Raw genomic sequence first — 16,999 nt, 5'->3', positions numbered from 1 at the left:
TCAATTGACCCTTCGGAGCCTTTCTCCCATGCCACAGTCTTCTACCCTGCAAAGCTTTATCGGCGGCCGCTGGATCGGCCAGCACCCGGCCCAGGCCTTGCGCAGCGCCATCGACGGCCATGAAGTAGCGCGCACCCATGAAGAGCCCCTGGACTTTGCCGAAGCCCTGCAACATGGGCGCGTGAACGGCGCACGGGCCCTGCTGGCCCTGGATTTCCAGGAGCGCGCCCGGCGCCTCAAGGCCCTGGCGCTGTACCTTGGCGAACGCAAGGAACAGCTGTACGCCCTGTCCCACCACAGCGGCGCGACCCGGGCCGACAGCTGGATCGACATCGAGGGCGGCAACAGCACCCTGTTCAGCTATGCCGGGCTCGGCGCCCGCGAGCTGCCCTCGGGCAACCTGCTGCACGAAGGCCCGGCGCAGTCCCTGAGCAAGCTCGGCAGCTTTGCCGGCACCCATATCCTGGTGCCCCGGGGCGGCGTGGCGGTGCACATCAACGCCTTCAACTTTCCCATCTGGGGGATGCTGGAAAAGTTCGCCCCGTGCTTTCTCGCCGGCATGCCCTGCATCGTCAAGCCGGCCAGCGCCACCAGCTACCTGACCGAGGCCGCGGTACGCCTGATGCATGAGTCCGGCCTGTTGCCCGAAGGCAGCCTGCAACTGGTGATCGGCGGCACCGGCGACCTGCTGGATCGCCTGCAAGGCCAGGACCTGGTGACCTTCACCGGCTCGGCGGCCACCGCCGCCACGCTGCGGGCCAACCCCAACCTGATCCGCCACTCGGTGCCCTTCAACGCCGAGGCCGACTCGCTGAACTGCGCGATCCTGGCCCCGGACGTGACCCCGGACGACCCGGAATTCGAGCTGTTCATCAAGGAAGTGGTGCGGGAAATGACGGTCAAGGCCGGACAGAAATGCACCGCCATCCGCCGCGCCATCGTTCCGGCCAGACAGCTGGACGCGGTGGCCACAAGCTTGCGCGAGCGCCTGGCGAAGGTGGTGGTCGGCGATCCGTCGGTGGAAGGCGTGCGCATGGGCGCCCTGGCCTCCCACGCGCAACAGCGCGATGTGACCGAGCGCCTGGACAGCCTGCTGCACAGCAGCGACCTGCTGTTCGGCGCCCGGGACGGCTTCGAGCCCCGGGGTGACAACGTCAGCCAGGGCGCGTTCTTCGCCCCGACCCTGCTGCTGTGCCGCGATCCCCTGGCCCAGGGCGGCGCCCACGATATCGAGGCCTTTGGTCCGGTCAGCAGCCTGATGGCCTACGACGATCTGGATCAGGCCCTGGAGCTGGCCGCCCGTGGCAAGGGCAGCCTGGTGGCCAGCCTGGTGACCAAGGACCCGGGCATCGCCGCCCAGGTCATTCCCCGGGCGGCCAGCTGGCACGGCCGCCTGCTGGTCCTGGACCGCGAGTGCGCCGGCGAATCCACCGGCCACGGCTCGCCCCTGCCGCAACTCAAGCACGGCGGCCCGGGTCGCGCCGGTGGCGGTGAAGAGCTGGGTGGCCTGCGGGCGGTCAAGCACTACCTGCAGCGGGCCGCGGTGCAGGGTTCGCCCAGCATGCTGGCGGCAGTGACCGGTGAACACGTGCGTGGCGCCAAGGTCATTGAAACCGAGGTTCACCCGTTCCGCCGGCACTTCCAGGACCTGCGCATCGGCGAATCCCTGCTGACCCACCGGCGCACTGTGACCGAGGCCGACCTGGTGAACTTCGGCTGCCTGTCGGGGGACCACTTCTATATGCACTTCGACGAGATCGCCGCCAAGGAATCGCAGTTCGGCAAGCGCATTGCCCACGGCTACTTCGTGCTCTCGGCGGCGGCCGGCCTGTTCGTCTCCCCGGGCCCGGGGCCGGTCCTGGCCAACTACGGCCTGGACACCCTGCGCTTCATCAGCCCGGTGGGCATTGGCGACACCCTGCAGGCGCGCCTGACCTGCAAGCGCAAGATCGACCAGGGCAAACAGAGCCCCCAGGGCACGCCGCAAGGGGTGGTGGCCTGGGACGTGGAAGTGACCAACCAGCTGGGTGAACTGGTGGCCAGCTACGACATCCTGACCCTGGTCGCCAAGCGCACACACTGACCGCAGGCGCCGGCTTGCCGGCGAATGGCACCCGCGACGCAGTCGGACTTGGGAACGCCTTCGCCAGCGAGCTGGCTCCTACGAGAGGTGCCGGCGCCTTTGCGGAGGCTTGGGTCGGGCAGATTGTGGCAAAAGATTTCATCAATTCTTGATTCTCAATTCGCCATGCGGCAAGTTGCGCGCTTCTCAACACAAGGAGCAGCCCATGTCCGGCTCAATGGCCCAGGCGTTTGCGCACAATTTTCTCGGCCAGTCCCCACGTTGGTACAAGGCCAGCATCCTCGCCTTCCTGCTGCTCAATCCCCTGCTGTACTTCTGGGTCAGCCCGGCGGCGGCCGGCTGGTGCCTGGTGATCGAGTTCATCTTCACCCTGGCCATGGCCCTCAAATGCTACCCGCTGATGCCCGGGGGCCTGTTGCTGGTGGAGGCGCTGCTGCTGGGCATGGCCACGCCCCAGGCCCTGTATGACGAACTGGTGCACAACTTTCCGGTGATCCTGCTGCTGATGTTCATGGTGGCCGGCATCTATTTCATGAAGGAGTTGCTGCTGTTCCTGTTCTCCCGGCTGCTGCTGGGGGTGCGTTCCAAGGCGCTGCTGGGCTTGCTGTTCTGCTTTCTGTCGGCTTTTCTCTCGGCCTTTCTCGACGCCCTGACCGTCACCGCGGTGATCATCAGCGCCGCCGTGGGCTTCTACTCGGTGTATCACCGGGTGGCTTCCGGCAACGACCCGCGCCAGGACAGCGCCTTTGCCGATGACCAGCATCTGCCGACCCTGCATCACGACGACCTGCAGCAGTTCCGGGCCTTTTTGCGCAGCCTGCTGATGCACGGCGCCGTGGGCACGGCCCTGGGCGGCGTCTGCACCCTGGTGGGTGAACCGCAGAACCTGTTGATCGGCCATGAAATGGGCTGGCACTTCGCCGAGTTCTTCAGCCAGGTGGCGCCGGTGTCGATGCCGGTACTGGCCGCCGGCCTGGTGACCTGCGTGCTGCTGGAGAAACTGCGCTGGTTCGGCTACGGCACCCTGCTGCCGGACAACGTGCGCCGGGTGCTGGCCAACTACGCCGCCGAGGACGATGCCCAGCGCACCTCGCGCCAGCGCGCGGCGCTGCTGGTGCAGGGGCTCGCGGCCTTGATCCTGATTGTCGGCCTGGCCCTGCATGTGGCCGAAGTCGGCCTGATCGGGCTGCTGGTGATCGTGCTGATCACCGCCTTCACCGGAATTACCGATGAGCACCGGCTGGGCAACGCCTTCAAGGACGCCATGCCCTTTACCGCCCTGCTGGTGGTGTTCTTTGCCGTGGTGGCGGTGATTCATCAGCAGCAGCTGTTCGTGCCGCTGATCCAGTGGGTGCTGGCGCTGCCGGCGGAGCAGCAACCGGGCATGCTGTTCATCGCCAACGGCCTGCTGTCGGCCATCAGTGACAACGTGTTCGTCGCCACCATCTACATCACCGAGGTGAAACGGGCCTTCGTCGCCGGACAGATGAGCCGCGAACACTTCGAGACCCTGGCGATCGCCATCAACACCGGGACCAACCTGCCCAGCGTGGCCACGCCCAACGGCCAGGCGGCGTTCCTGTTCCTGCTGACGTCGGCGATTGCGCCGCTGGTGCGCCTGTCCTACGGCCGCATGGTGTGGATGGCCCTGCCCTACACCCTGGTCATGGGCCTGCTGGGCTGGTACGCGGTGAGCTACTGGCTGTAGGCAGCGCCGGCCACCCCCGGGACGGGAGGTGGCCGCCTACTCGAATCAGCAAGCTGGGGGCCGTGGCCCGGCGCAACGCCGGCCATGGCCCTCAGCGCATGAGGATGTAGCGCTCGATGGCCTCGGCCGCGCCGTCTTCCTGGTTGCTGCCGGTGATCACGTCGGCCTCGCCCTTGACCTGCTCCGGCGCCTGGCCCATGGCAATCGACAAGCCGGCCCGGCGGAACATCGCCGAATCATTCCCGCCATCCCCCAGCGCCGCCGTGCGCTGCAGCGGCACGCCCAGGTACTCGGCCAGGGTACTCAGGGCCTGGCCCTTGTCCGCCTCAAGGGCGGTGACATCAAGGAACCTGGGCTGCGAACGGGAAGCCTGGGCCTGTCCCGCGGTGCTGGCGTGCAGGCGCGCCTCCAGCTCCGCCAGCAAACGATGGTCGCCACTGGCGGCAACGATCTTGTCGATGCGCGGCAGGTACTCCTCGAAACTGTCCACCACTTTCGGCGCATACCCCAGCGCCTGGCGCTCCTGGGGCATCAAGGCGCCATCGAGGTGGCGCAGCAGCCACTCGTTGTCGGCAAACACCCAGGTCTCGATCTGCGGCAACGCTTCGAACAGCAGCAAGGCGGTCACCGCCGCTTGCACGGGAACAGGGTGGCGAACCAGAAAACGGCCATCGGGCCCAACGATGCTGCCGCCGTTGAACCCCGCCGTCGGCAGGTCCACGCCCAGGGCTTCGATCTGCTGCTGCATGGCCCGCGGCGGCCGACCGGTGGCCAGGCTGAACGCCACTCCGGCCTCGCGCAGGGCACGAACCGCGTCGAGGGTACGGGGGCTGATGCTGTGGTCGGGACGCAACAGGGTGCCGTCCATGTCGCTGAGCAGGAACTGGATCGACGACGCCTTGGGCACACTCATCCCAGGGGCCGCCAGACCCGCCCGTCCCGCGCCAGCAGCGCGTCGCCGGCTGCCGGGCCGTCGGTGCCGGCAGGATAAGGCTGGACACTGGCGTCCTGCTTCCAGGCATCGAGAAAGGGTTGCACCGCGCGCCAGCCGTTCTCGATGTTGTCGGCGCGCTGAAACAGGGTCTGGTCGCCGATCAGGCAGTCATAGATCAGGGTTTCGTAGCCGGTGGACGGCTGCATTTCGAAGAAGTCGCGGTAGGCAAAGCCCAGTTCGATATTGGCCATGTCCAGGCTCGGCCCGGGCCGCTTGGCCAGCAGGTCGAACCATACGCCCTCGTTGGGCTGGATCTGGATCAGCAGGTAGGTCGGCGACAGGCGTTCGACCTCGGTGTCACGGAATTGCGCATAGGGCGCTGGCTTGAAACAGATGACGATCTCGGTGTCGCGCACGCTCATGCGCTTGCCGGTACGCAGGTAGAACGGCACCCCGACCCAGCGCCAGTTGTCGATCATCACCTTCAGCGCGACATAGGTTTCGGTGTTGCTGTCCGGCGCTACATTGGCCTCCTCGCGATAGCCCGGCACCGGCTTGCCGTCCACCATGGCGGTGCTGTACTGACCGCGCACCGAGTTGGCCCGGGCCTCTTCCACGGACCAGGGGCGGATCGCCCCCACCACCTTGGCCTTCTCGCCGCGCACCGCATCGGCGCCAAAGGCCGCCGGGGGCTCCATCGCCACCATCGCCAACAGCTGGAACAGGTGATTGGGCACCATGTCCCGCAGGGCGCCGGTGTGTTCATAAAAGCTGCCACGGGTTTCGACCCCGACGGTTTCCGCCGCGGTGATCTGTACGTGGTCGATGTAATGATTGTTCCAGAACGCTTCGAACAGGCTGTTGGAGAACCGGCTGACCAGGATGTTCTGCACGGTTTCCTTGCCCAGGTAATGGTCGATGCGATAGATCTGCTTCTCGCTCATGACCTTGAGCAAACAGGCGTTGAGGGCTTCGGCGGTCTGCAGGTCGGAGCCGAAGGGCTTCTCGATCACCACCCGGCGAAAGCCGTCCTCGCGCTCTTCCAGCAGCCCCGCCGCCCCCAGCCGTCGCACCACTTCACTGAAGAAGCGCGGCGCGGTGGCCAGGTAGAACACCGCGTTGCCGGTGCCGCTGGCGGCAATCCGCGCTGCCAGCTCGACATAGGTGGCGTCGTCGAGGAAATCGCCCTGCACGTAGCTGATGCCACGGGTCAGGCGGGCCCAGACGGCGGCGTCCACGGACGCCCCCTGGCCTTGTTTGCTCAGCACTTCATCGCGAAGGAAGTCTTCCAGCAGGGTGGCGAACTCGGCGTCGCTCACCGCGTTGTGGTCGACGCCGACAATCCGCAGTCCCTCATCCAGCAAGCCGTCGCGGCTCAGGTTGTACAGCGCCGGGGTCAACAGACGCTTGACCAGATCACCGCGGGCGCCGAACAGGAACAGCGTGGTCGGCGGCGCCGGCAACGCCTTGGACTTCTTTCGCGTGGCGGTCATTTCTTACCAGTCTCCACATGGCCGCCAAAGCCGAAGCGCATGGCCGAGAGCAGTTTGTCGCCGTAGGTGCCCTGGCCGCGGGAGCGGTAGCGGGAGAACAGCGAGTTGGACAGCACCGGCACCGGCACCGCCTGCTCCATGGCCGCCTCGATGGTCCAGCGCCCTTCGCCGCTGTCGGCCACGGAACCGGAAAAGCCCTCAAGCTTCGGATCACCGGCCAGGGCATCGGCGGTCAGGTCCAGCAGCCAGGACGACACCACGCTGCCGCGACGCCAGACTTCGGCGATGTCTGCAACGTTGAGGTCGAAACGCTGATCCTCCGGCAGGATCTCCGACGACTTGGTCTTGAGAATGTCGAAGCCCTCGGCGAAGGCCTGCATCATCCCGTACTCGATACCGTTGTGGATCATCTTGACGAAGTGTCCGGCACCGGCAGGACCGGCATGGATGTAGCCGCGCTCGGCGCGGTCGTCCTCGGCGACCCGGTCCTTGGTCCGTGGAATCGAGCCCAGGCCCGGGGCCAGGGCCGCGAACAGCGGATCCAGGCGCAGCACTTCATCGGCATCGCCGCCGATCATCATGCAGTAGCCGCGCTCCAGGCCCCAGACACCGCCGGAGGTGCCGACGTCGATGTATTTCAGGCCCTTTTGCGCCAGATCCCGGGCGCGACGGATGTCGTCCTTATAGTAGGTGTTGCCGCCGTCGATGATCACATCACCCGGCTCCAGCAACTGGCTCAGGGTGTCGATGGTGTCTTCGGTGGGCGCGCCGGCGGGCAGCATGACCCAGACCGCGCGGGGTTTTTCCAGGCCGGCCACCAGGGCCGGCAGATCGGCGACGCCCTGGGCGCCTTCGGCGGCCAGGGTGCTGACGAACTCGGTGTTGCGGTCAAAGACTACGGTTTGGTGCCCATTGAGCATCAGGCGCCGTGCAATGTTACCGCCCATGCGGCCCAGTCCAATAATCCCCAGTTGCATGTGCTGATGCTCCTACTGCAAAAAATTCAGATCAAAAAATGTATAGCCCAATGGGCCGGTACCTACTTCAAGGGGCGCAACTATACAAGGCAAGACGCTCCAAGACAGCGCAATCTTCAGGCATCAGCGCAGTTTTTGCGGTCAACGGCGCCTGACACGTCCCGCCCGGTGCTGATCCACGTCCCAACGGGCAGGCAATGCGTGAAGATTAGTCCAGGCACCCGGGACGAAGTTTCGCAGAGACTGGGCGCATCACGACAGAAAACCCCAGGAAGACACGGCGAAAGCGAAAAATAAAAAAGTTCCCATTGCCCGAAAAAGAAATAAAATCGCCGCCTGCGAGAGTGCTCCGCGTCAGGCATGGGCAGAGCACAGCATAGTTGAGGCACGCCATTTGCGAGGTGAAGCAATGGGCACAGTACAACCGGCACGACCTGCACAAACCCTTTATGTGACCATTCGTCGCGATGAATGGCGCGAGCTCAAGGAACAACGCGATCAACTGCAACAAGAGGTCGCACAACTGCGCCGGATGTTGCAGGGCCAGGCTCAAGACGCCGTCGCCGCGCTGGACCTTCCTTCCGCCAGCTGAACCCGCCCCTCGACGCAGGCCCGGCCTGCGTTTTTTGTCCGGCGGCGCATCCGCCCAAACACCGCGCCAGCGGCGGCTAGCCGGACAAAACTCCCACACCTGCCTCACAAACTTTTCACACTTGCCATTCGATACTCCAGGCCATTGTGGCCGTCTTGTGACAGACGGCCGGCTTCATTTGCGGCGCTTAACGGGCGACCAATGATCTTGGAACGGTGGGGAGCACTGAATGGCTTTGTTCAAACGCAGTAACACGTCTGCGGCAGGTTTCGACTGGATGGGCCTGCTCTGGCTGTTCCTGTTCTTCTGGTATTTCTCCGGCATCACTCAACTGCTGATCCAGCTGACCGACACGTCCGGCTTCGCCGGTTTCCGCCAGGCGTTCTTCATGAGTGCCATCTGGCTGGCGCCGATGCTGCTGTTCCCGGCTCGCACCAAAGTCTTGGCAGCGGTGATCGGCGTGGTGCTCTGGGCCTGTTCCATGGCCAGCCTGGGCTACTTCTTCATCTACCAGCAGGAGTTCTCGCAAAGCGTCATTTTCATCATGTTCGAGTCCAACCCCTCGGAAGCCGGTGAATACCTGACCCAGTACTTTGCCTGGTGGATGGTGGCGGCCTTCCTGGCCCACACCGCCTTCGCCATCTTCCTCTGGACCCGCCTGCGCCCGGTCTACCTGCCCCGGGGCCAGGCCCTGGTCGCCGCCGTGGCGATCCTGGTGGCGATTGTCGGCTACCCCCTGGTCAAGCAGATCTCCCGTGCGGACAACCTGGCCGACGGCCTGGAAAAATTCGAAACCCGCATCGAGCCGGCCGTGCCATGGCAGATGGTGGTCGCCTATCGCCGCTACCGTCAGCAGCTGGACGGCATGCAAGGCATGCTCGACAGCGTCAGCAAGATCCCGCCCCTGACCAACCTCAAGGACAGCATGGCCAACCAGCCGGCCACCCTGGTGCTGGTGATCGGCGAATCCACCAACCGCCAGCGCATGAGCCTCTACGGCTACCCGCGCCAGACCACTCCGGAGCTGGACAAGCTCAAGGACCAGCTAGCGGTGTTCAACAACGTCATCACCCCGCGCCCCTATACCATCGAGGCGTTGCAACAGGTGCTGACCTTCGCCGACGAAGAAAACCCCGATCTCTACCTCAAGACCCCATCCCTGGTCAGCGTGATGAAGCAGGCCGGCTACAAGACCTACTGGATCACCAACCAGCAGACCATGACCAAGCGCAACACCATGCTCACCACCTTCTCCGAACAGGCGGACGAGCAGGTGTACCTGAACAACAACCGCAACCAGAACGCCCGTCAGTACGACGGCGATGTACTGGAGCCCTTCTCCAAGGCCCTGGCCGACAGCGCCCCGCGCAAGTTCATCGTGGTGCACCTGCTGGGCACCCACATGAGCTACCAGTACCGCTATCCGCCGACCTTTGAAAAATTCACCGATCGCCAGGGCGTGCCGGCCGGCGTGCACGACGATCAGGTGTCGACCTACAACAGCTATGACAACGCCGTGCTGTACAACGACTTCGTGGTGTCCAGCCTGATCAAGGACTACGCCAAGACCGACCCCAACGGCTTCCTGCTGTACCTGTCGGACCACGGCGAAGACGTCTTCGACTCCGCCGGGCACGACACCCTGGGACGCAACGAGGGCAAGCCCACCGCGCCGATGTACACCATTCCGTTCCTGGCCTGGGCTTCGCCGAAATGGCGCGAAACCCATGACTGGAACTTTGCATCCGACCTCAGCCGGCCTTACATCAGCTCCCAGCTGGTGCATACCTGGGCCGACCTGGCGGGCTTGAGCTTCGACCAACTGGACCACAGCCGCAGCCTGGTCAGCGACAGCTTCAAGCCACGTCCCCTGCTGATTGGCAACCCCTACTCGCGCCAGAGCAAGCCGCTGATCGACTTCAGCCTGATGAAGCCCAAAGCCCCGGCCGACGCTGCCGTGGTGCAGCAGTAAGGCTCCGCCTCGGGGGCCGCCACGGCCCCCATCCCGCAAGCTCCGGCTTACTGGCGCAAAGGCCATCGCGCCTTGCGCCAACCTCAGCCACGCCTTCTCCGACACGCCGCTACGCAATAGCCCCCTCCCCCGTAGCCGGCTTGCCGGCGAAAGCGCCATCGCCTCTTGCGCCGACCTGACCCACACCTTGGCCACCGGTTCATGGCCGCCCGCACTTCGCCACGGACACATGTTGTCAAGAATGCAATTGTGCATTCAGGCTGACGTTAACCCTCACTTAATACACTTCGCTGAAACTTGCCCCATCACTTCTTGTACAGGGATGAAACAAGTGACCGAACACTCTTAAGTAGGAAACGCAGTATGAAACTTTCAACTTTGGTATTTAGCGGTTTGATTCTCGCCACTTCCAGCGCAGCCTTTGCCGAAGGCGGAGCCGAGCATATGCAACGCTTCTACGAGAACTTCCGGGTCAATCAGCAGCAAATTCACGGCGATAAAAACCAGAACCTCGCCAAGACCGAGCAAGACAAGGCTGGTACTCACTATTCCGCGCCGGACGCCAAGAAACAACAGCCCGACGCCTGATGCAAGTTCGACGCAGTACCCACTCTGGACATTGTGCTCCTGTGACAGAGATGGACGTTTGGCGCCCTATCGGGCGCCTTTTTTATATCCGCTGAAAAAGACTTCATGTCACTAGCATGGCCCCTGCATTACAACTTTGTCATTTGCCAGCGTGCTTGTTGCAATTCAATTAGCATGCCTGCGCCCGATTACTCGGCGCTCATCGACTCAACGGCTAATCGTCTGAATCAATTGCATATTTTTATTGACCCTGTAGTGACTACAGGCTTCATCCTCCGCTCATTCGATACTTCCCAAGCACTCTGAAGAGAATCCGATAATGCGCATCCTGGTGGTTGAAGACGAACCCAAAACAGCGGACTACTTGCACCAAGGCCTGAGTGAAAGTGGTTATGTGGTCGACCGCGCCAACAATGGCGTGGACGGCCTGCACCTGATTCAACAACAGCCCTACGAGTTGGTCATCCTGGATATAAACCTGCCGGGCAAAGATGGCTGGCAAGTGTTGCAGGATATGCGCGGACAATCTCAGGCACGGGTCATGATGTTGACCGCCCGCGGTCGCCTGGAAGACAAGGTCAAGGGGCTGGATATGGGCGCCGATGATTATCTGGTCAAACCCTTTCAGTTTCCCGAGTTGTTGGCGCGAGTGCGTACCCTGATACGTCGTGCCGAACCGGCAGCCCCCTCGCAAGTATTGCAAGTGGCCGATCTGCAACTTGATCCGCGACGTCATCGGGCTTATCGCGGCGATCGGCGTATTGATCTGACCACCAAGGAATTCACCCTGCTGCATGTATTGATGCGCCACTCGGGGGAAGTACTGACCCGCACGCAAATCATTTCCCTGGTCTGGGACATGAACTTCGACTGCGACACCAATGTGGTGGAAGTGTCCATTAGCCGCCTGCGGGCCAAGATCGACGAGGCCCATGAAGTGCGGTTGATCCACACCCTGCGCGGTGTCGGCTATGTGCTGGAAGTGCGCCCATGAAAACCTCGCCCGCGCCCGCCACCCAGAGCAGCCTGTCCATGCGCCTGGGGCTGACCGTCAGCCTGATGGGCGCGGCCCTGGTCCTGCTGCTGGCGACCCTGGCCTACCTGGCCCTGAGCCACGAGCTGGACAACCTGGCGCGCAAGGGCCTGGACAGCAAGCTGGAGCAGATCCGCCACAGCCTGACCAGCGATCTCAAGAGCAGCGATCTGGCCGCCCGCCCCCACTCCCTGCTGGACCTGGTGCTGGGCCACGACAACCTGCAATTGAGCATCCTGGGCAGCGACCCGCTGGCCGAACCCTTGCTCAATGTCGGCGGCGATCCCCGGCAATCCCTGCCCGAGGCCCTGAAGAAAGTGCCCGACAGCGGCTACTTCGACTGGCGCGACCACCGCGGCACTCAGTTGCTGGGCGCCGCCCGAGCGATGAGCCTGCGCAACGGCGAACAGGTGCGGGTGATCCTCAGCCTGGACCGCAGCAACGATCAGGCCCTGCTCAGCGCTTACCTGCGCTCCACGGTGATTGCCCTGCCGCTGTTGCTGCTGCTGATCGGCATCGGCGCCTGGCGCCTGGTGCAGCGCGGCCTGCAACCCCTGCAGCAGTTCACCCGGGTGGCGGCCAAGGTCACCACCCAGGACCTGACCCATCGCTTGAACCTGGAGCGCCTGCCTCGGGAGCTGGCGGAACTGGGCCAGGGCTTCAACGTCATGCTGCACCGCCTGGATGGCGGGGTGCAGCGCCTGTCGCAGTTCTCCGACGACCTGGCCCATGAACTGCGCTCGCCCATCAGCAACCTGATGGGCAAGGCCCAGGTGACCCTGTCCCGGGAACGTCCACCGGAGCAATACAAGGCCGTGCTGGAGTCGAGCATCGAGGAACTGGAGCGGGTCACGCGGATCGTCGCCGACATGCTGTTTCTGGCCCAGGTCAGCCAGCCGGCCTCCCAGGCCCGCTTCACCCGGGTGTCCCTGGCCGAAGAAGCACGCCGGGTCATGGACCTGTTCGCCCTCAGCGCCGAGGACAAGCACCTGGCGCTGGAGTTGAGCGGCGACGCCTGGGTACAGGGGGATCGCCTGATGATCCAGCGGGCGATCTCCAACCTGCTGTCCAACGCCATTCGCCATTGCCCGGAACAGGGACGGATCAGCCTGCGGATCGAACGCCAACTGCAAAACGTCAGCCTGACTGTGGGCAACCCGGGACCGGGCATCGCCGCCTGCCACCTGCCCCATCTGTTCGAGCGCTTCTACCGGGTCGACAGCAGCCGCACCCGGGCCGAAGGCGGGACCGGCCTGGGCCTGGCGATCGTTCGCTCGATCATGAACCTGCATCAGGGACACACCGAGGTCGCCAGCGATGCACAGCACCTCACCGAGTTCCGCCTGGTGTTTCCCAAGCCCGACCCGGCCTTGCACGAGGCCTAGAGCAGCCAGCCGCCCAGCGCCGCCCCCAGCAGCACCAGGGCCCAGGGCGGCACCCGGCCGCTGCGCAGCAACACCAGGGCCAGCAGCACCGCCAGCAACTCTGCCGGCCCGGTCACGCTGCTGGTCCACAGCGGCTGGTACAGCGCCGCCGCCAGCACCCCCACCACCGCGGCATTGACCCCGGCCAGCGCCGCCTGGATGCGCCGGCGTTGGCGCAAGGTCTGCCAGAACGGCAGCACTCCGATCACCAGCAAAAAGCCCGGCAAGAAGATCGCCAGCAGACAGATCAAGGCCCCGGGCCAGCCGTCGATGGCGGCGCCGATGAACGCCGCGACACTGAACAACGGCCCCGGCACCGCCTGGGCGCTGGCATAGCCGGTCATGAACAGGGGATCGCTGATCCAGCCGGACGCCACGACCTGACTCTGCAACAGCGGCAACACCACGTGCCCGCCACCAAAGACCAGGGCGCCGATGCGATAAAAGCCGTCGAACAGGCGCAGCCAGGTGTTTGGCCACAGCGCCGACAGCCAGGGCAGCACCAGCAACAACAGCGCTGCCAGTGCCAGTAGCAGCCCACCCAGGCGCCGGCTGCCCCAGGGCGCAAGGGCATCGACCTCGCTCCGGGCCGCCGGGGTGATCAGCCAGGTCCCGGCCAGCGCCGCCAGCAGCATCACCAGCAACTGGGCGCCCAGGCCCGGCCAGCGCAGCACCAGCCAGGCGGCCAGCAAGGCAATGGCGATGCGCAAGGCACCGCGACACAGGTTGCGGGCCATGCCCCACAGCGCCAGGGCGACCACGGCGACCGCCACCATTTGCAAGCCCTTGAGCACCCCGGGAGGCAAGCCGCTGCCGATGCCCAGCGCCAGCAAGGCCAGCGCCAGCGCCGACGGCAGGGTGAAACCGAGCCAGGCGCACAAGGCACCCGGCAAGCCCGCCCGCGACAGCCCCAGGACAATCCCGACCTTGCTGCTGGCCGGTCCCGGCAGAAACTGGCACAGGGCAACCAGCTCGGCGTAGGCCGCCTCCCCCAGCCAGCGGCGGCGCTGGACGAACTCCTGACGGAAATACCCCAGATGCGCCACCGGCCCACCGAAGGACGTCAGCCCCAGGCGCAGGAACATCAGGAAAATCTGCCAGGGGCTGTCCCGGGTCGCGCTGGGGTCGGAGGCGGGGGTGAGATCGGCCATTACAAGGCTTTACTCCAGAACAGCATGCGGCCATGGGCCGGATCGAGCCTGGCATCGGTGAAACCGCAGGCCTGGTAGGCCGCCTGCGCCCGGGCATTGCCCTCCAGCACCTCGAGGGTGATCTTGCAGCAGCCCCGTTGCCGGGCGATGTCCTCGACCTTCTGCAGCATCCGATTGCTCAGGCCCTGGCCGCGAAAGCCGTCGAGCACCAGCACATCATGGACATTCACCAGGGGCCGACAGGCAAAGGTGGAAAAGCCTTCGAAGCAGTTCACCAGCCCCACCGGCTGGCCGCCGGCAAAGGCCAGCACACTGAACGCCTGAGGTCGCTTGGCCAGCTCCGCCGGCAGTTGCTGGAGCAGGTCCTGCGCCAGGGGGCGACCACCGCCCATGGGGTCCTCGGCATAGTGGTTGAGCAGTACACCTATGGCTTCGGCATGCACCGGATTGCTGTAACTGGCTTGCAGCACCACGACATCGGCAACGTCCATGTTCATCCTCGATCAAGGTATTGGAAGCGAGCGCTCAGGGCTCGGGCGGCCTGAATTGTAGGCCGATGGATTTGACCAAACGAAGAGAGCCCCGCCACTGGCGAGAGAAAAATCCTAAGCAATGGAAACCACTCGCATCAGGCGCAATCATTGCCCTTTCAAGCGCCTGGCTGCCGGGCAAAGCGCTGCAGCTGCATTTCCCGCAGGCGGCTGAGGGTGCGGCGGAAGGCAAACTCCAGGTAGCCCTCGGTGTACAGCTGCTCCATGGGCACCCGGGCCTCCAGGTACAGCGGCACTCCACGGTCGTAGCATTCGTCCACCAGGGCGATGAAGCGCCGCACGCTGTCGTCGTGGATCGACAGTTGCGGCAGCTCCCGATCTCCCGCCGCCACCCGCTGGGCCCCGTCTTCGGTGCCCCGGGCAATGCGCCCCGGACGTTGCCGGGCACTGAGATTGGGCACCTCGCTGAGGAGGATGGCGCTGTAGCGGTCGCACAGGGCCATGAAATCCATGGCCGAGAACGGCTGCTCGCAAAGGTCGGCAAAGCGGCACCAGATCACCGTCGCCGCCGCCTTGACCACCGATACCGTTCGATAGCCGATCAGCAGCGGCTCGCTGGACACCGCCTGCCCGGCACTCAACTGGCGAAACAGCGGTTCCAGGGCGCTGGGCTGGCCCTCGACACTCAGCCAGTAGCGCTGCGCGGCGGCGCCGGGGTGCAAGCGGTGGTCCTGCTCGCCGTCCACCGCCAGCACCTGCAGGTGCCGGCGGATGGCGTCGATGGCCGGCAGGAAGCGCTCGCGGTTGAAGCCATCGGCATACAACTGCTCGGGGGGCTGGTTGGAGGTACAGACCATGACCACCCCCTGTTCGAACATCACCTGGAACAGGCGCCCGAGAATGATCGCATCGCCGATATCGTTGACGTACAGCTCATCGAAACACAGCACCCGCACCTCTGCGGCAAGCTCCCGGGCCAGGGCCTGCAAGGGATCGGCGGTGCCGGTGAGCTGGAACGAGCGCTGGTGCACCCAGCCCATGAAGTGATGAAAATGCTGACGCCGGGCCGGCACCCTGAGGCTCTGGTGAAACTGATCCATGAGCCAGGTCTTGCCACGCCCGACCGCGCCCCACAAATAGACCCCCTGCACCGGCTTGCGCCCCTGATGCAGCGCCTCGTGACACTCTTGCAAGGCCTGCACCGCACGCGCCTGGGCCGGATCGGCGACAAAGCCGTCCTGCTCCAGGGCATGCCGGTAGGCGCTCATGGGCGAATCGAATGGCATGGGCCGCAGGCCTCCTGGCAAAGAGCCGCAGTATGCCACCACCTGCCGCTCCAGGCCTGATCCGTGGCCGCTGCGCCCGCGAGGTGGCCAGGGACCGCCAGATGTTACGGGCGTTCCCAGGCCCCTTGCGCCCTGCGCAGCCTGCGGCAGCGGCTAGATCAGCGCGAGATGTCCAGGCGCTCGATCCGGCCCTGGGCATCCAGGCGGAAGGTGTGGCGCAAGACCTGGGGGCTGCCGGGGAAATCACCGCACACCCGGCTGTCGAGCAAGATTTTCCCGGTGCGCCGCTGAACCCCGAGGACTTCCAGGCGACGCGCGCCCGCGCCCATCCAGCGGGCAATCTGCTGCGGGCCCACGCAGTGCTCACGCTCATCGAAAATCTGCGCCCGGGCGGTGAAGATCGACGCCGCCACGCTGCTGTCGCCGCGGTTGACCGCGGCGACATAAGCGACGATGGCCGGGGCCAGGGAAGGGTCTGTGGCCGACATGACAAAAGCTCCTTGCTGTTGAACGAGGACGCCATGCTAAAGCGCCCTTGCGTCATTTCCTGTCAGCAGTGAATCGGCCCTGATCGTCTCCCGCCAGGCACTTGCGCCAGGCCCGCAGCCAGTCGCTGCGCCGCCCCGGATACAACTGGCCCTGCTCCTGGGCCGCGGCGATGCGATCGGTGCGAAAGGTCCGGTAATCGCCCCGCAGCTCGCACCAGGCGACGATCACCCGGGCCTCATTGAGAAAGCCCAGGGCCAGCGGCCAGATCAGCCGCTGGCTGGGGTTGCGGTTGACGTCGGCATAGTCGATCAGCAGCTTGGCCTGATGGCGGATCGCCTGGCGGAACACGTTCAACGACACGCGGTTGTCGGGAAAGCCCCAGCCGGCGGGTCCCGGCAGCAAGGTCGGATTGCGCAGCGCATCCTGGGCCGCCGGAGCCAGCACGGCGGCGATCTTGGCCATGGCATCGGCGGCCGCCTTGCTCAACACCTCGTCACCGCGCTGATCGACATAGCGCAAGCCCAGGACCACGGCCTCGGTTTCATCGGCATTGAGCATCAAGGGCGGCAGGAACAGCCCGCTGCGCAACACATAGCCGATGCCGGCCTCGCCGTAGATCGGCGCGCCGAGGGAGGTCAGCTCGGCAATGTCGCGGTACAGGGTGCGCTCGGACACCTCCAGCTCCGCCGCCAGAGTGGCGGCGGTCACCGGACGGCTCTTGCCGCGCAGCATCTGCAACAGGGTGAGTAAACGGCTGGCTCGCGACACGCAGGTGCAC

The 16,999-nt window shown here is 65.0% G+C and carries 15 protein-coding genes; 7 read left to right on the top strand and 8 right to left on the bottom strand.

Annotated elements, in window-relative coordinates; translation table 11 throughout:
• Window positions 1-28: 28 nt before the first annotated feature.
• Together paaZ and nhaB are read left to right on the top strand one after the other, a co-directional pair.
• Window positions 29-2,083, top strand: a complete 2,055-nt coding sequence (gene paaZ, locus GWQ44_RS24115; protein WP_275928411.1) for a phenylacetic acid degradation bifunctional protein PaaZ — start codon at window positions 29-31, stop codon at window positions 2,081-2,083.
• Between the two features lie 205 nt (window positions 2,084-2,288).
• Window positions 2,289-3,791 carry a sodium/proton antiporter NhaB gene (nhaB, locus tag GWQ44_RS24110; RefSeq protein ID WP_016963256.1) on the top strand — a complete coding sequence of 501 codons (1,503 nt, stop codon included), beginning with the start codon at window positions 2,289-2,291 and terminating at the stop codon, window positions 3,789-3,791.
• 91 nt (window positions 3,792-3,882) lie between these two features.
• On the opposite strand, the gene GWQ44_RS24105 is transcribed toward nhaB, so the two are convergent.
• From GWQ44_RS24105 to gnd, 3 genes are read right to left on the bottom strand one after another with little or no spacing between them, the layout of a single operon-like run.
• On the bottom strand, window positions 3,883-4,704 hold the full coding sequence (locus GWQ44_RS24105; protein WP_016963255.1) for a Cof-type HAD-IIB family hydrolase: 822 nt from the start codon (window positions 4,702-4,704) through the stop codon (window positions 3,883-3,885).
• Window positions 4,701-6,218 (bottom strand): glucose-6-phosphate dehydrogenase, encoded by a 1,518-nt coding sequence (gene zwf, locus GWQ44_RS24100; protein WP_275928410.1) that lies wholly within the window; start codon window positions 6,216-6,218, stop codon window positions 4,701-4,703. Before zwf ends, GWQ44_RS24105 begins: the two co-directional genes overlap by 4 nt.
• Window positions 6,215-7,195, bottom strand: a complete 981-nt coding sequence (gnd, locus tag GWQ44_RS24095; protein ID WP_016963253.1) for a phosphogluconate dehydrogenase (NAD(+)-dependent, decarboxylating) — start codon at window positions 7,193-7,195, stop codon at window positions 6,215-6,217. The genes zwf and gnd overlap by 4 nt, the downstream gene beginning before the upstream one ends.
• Window positions 7,196-7,604: 409 nt before the next feature.
• Here gnd and GWQ44_RS24090 point away from each other — a divergent pair, with 409 nt between their 5' ends.
• The 5 genes from GWQ44_RS24090 to GWQ44_RS24070 all read left to right on the top strand — a co-directional run bounded on the left by GWQ44_RS24090 (window position 7,605) and on the right by GWQ44_RS24070 (window position 12,765).
• A complete protein-coding gene (locus GWQ44_RS24090; RefSeq protein ID WP_103740442.1) occupies window positions 7,605-7,787 on the top strand; it encodes a DUF6026 family protein in 183 nt (60 codons plus the stop codon).
• Window positions 7,788-8,016: 229 nt separating this feature from the next.
• Window positions 8,017-9,759: a phosphoethanolamine transferase CptA gene (locus tag GWQ44_RS24085; RefSeq protein WP_275928409.1), complete on the top strand. Its 1,743-nt coding sequence runs from the start codon at window positions 8,017-8,019 to the stop codon at window positions 9,757-9,759.
• A gap of 363 nt (window positions 9,760-10,122) precedes the next feature.
• Window positions 10,123-10,347, top strand: a complete 225-nt coding sequence (locus tag GWQ44_RS24080) for a hypothetical protein (protein WP_016963250.1) — start codon at window positions 10,123-10,125, stop codon at window positions 10,345-10,347.
• Window positions 10,348-10,666: 319 nt separating this feature from the next.
• Complete coding sequence (locus GWQ44_RS24075; RefSeq protein ID WP_060839400.1) at window positions 10,667-11,341, top strand: heavy metal response regulator transcription factor; 675 nt, start codon at window positions 10,667-10,669, stop codon at window positions 11,339-11,341.
• Window positions 11,338-12,765: a heavy metal sensor histidine kinase gene (locus tag GWQ44_RS24070; protein ID WP_275928408.1), complete on the top strand. Its 1,428-nt coding sequence runs from the start codon at window positions 11,338-11,340 to the stop codon at window positions 12,763-12,765. Before GWQ44_RS24075 ends, GWQ44_RS24070 begins: the two co-directional genes overlap by 4 nt.
• Here GWQ44_RS24070 and chrA read toward each other — a convergent pair.
• The 5 genes from chrA to GWQ44_RS24045 all read right to left on the bottom strand — a co-directional run bounded on the left by chrA (window position 12,762) and on the right by GWQ44_RS24045 (window position 16,989).
• Window positions 12,762-13,955 (bottom strand): chromate efflux transporter, encoded by a 1,194-nt coding sequence (chrA, locus tag GWQ44_RS24065; RefSeq protein ID WP_275928407.1) that lies wholly within the window; start codon window positions 13,953-13,955, stop codon window positions 12,762-12,764. The genes GWQ44_RS24070 and chrA overlap by 4 nt on opposite strands.
• On the bottom strand, window positions 13,955-14,446 hold the full coding sequence (locus tag GWQ44_RS24060) for a GNAT family N-acetyltransferase (protein WP_275928406.1): 492 nt from the start codon (window positions 14,444-14,446) through the stop codon (window positions 13,955-13,957). The genes chrA and GWQ44_RS24060 overlap by 1 nt, the downstream gene beginning before the upstream one ends.
• A 158-nt stretch (window positions 14,447-14,604) precedes the next feature.
• A complete protein-coding gene (gene zapE, locus GWQ44_RS24055) occupies window positions 14,605-15,732 on the bottom strand; it encodes a cell division protein ZapE (RefSeq protein ID WP_275928405.1) in 1,128 nt (375 codons plus the stop codon).
• A gap of 158 nt (window positions 15,733-15,890) precedes the next feature.
• Entirely contained in the window at window positions 15,891-16,220 is a 330-nt protein-coding gene (locus GWQ44_RS24050) for a ketosteroid isomerase (RefSeq protein WP_016965205.1), read from the bottom strand.
• A 52-nt stretch (window positions 16,221-16,272) separates the two neighbouring features.
• Window positions 16,273-16,989 carry a YafY family protein gene (locus GWQ44_RS24045; RefSeq protein ID WP_103740470.1) on the bottom strand — a complete coding sequence of 239 codons (717 nt, stop codon included), beginning with the start codon at window positions 16,987-16,989 and terminating at the stop codon, window positions 16,273-16,275.
• Window positions 16,990-16,999: the final 10 nt, after the last annotated feature.

The sequence above is a fragment of the Pseudomonas sp. 3MA1 genome, from assembly GCF_029237275.1.
Taxonomy (GTDB): domain Bacteria; phylum Pseudomonadota; class Gammaproteobacteria; order Pseudomonadales; family Pseudomonadaceae; genus Aquipseudomonas; species Aquipseudomonas fluorescens_AP.
Note: the sequence above shows the minus strand (reverse complement) of the source record. Positions and strands in the feature narration are given on the sequence as shown.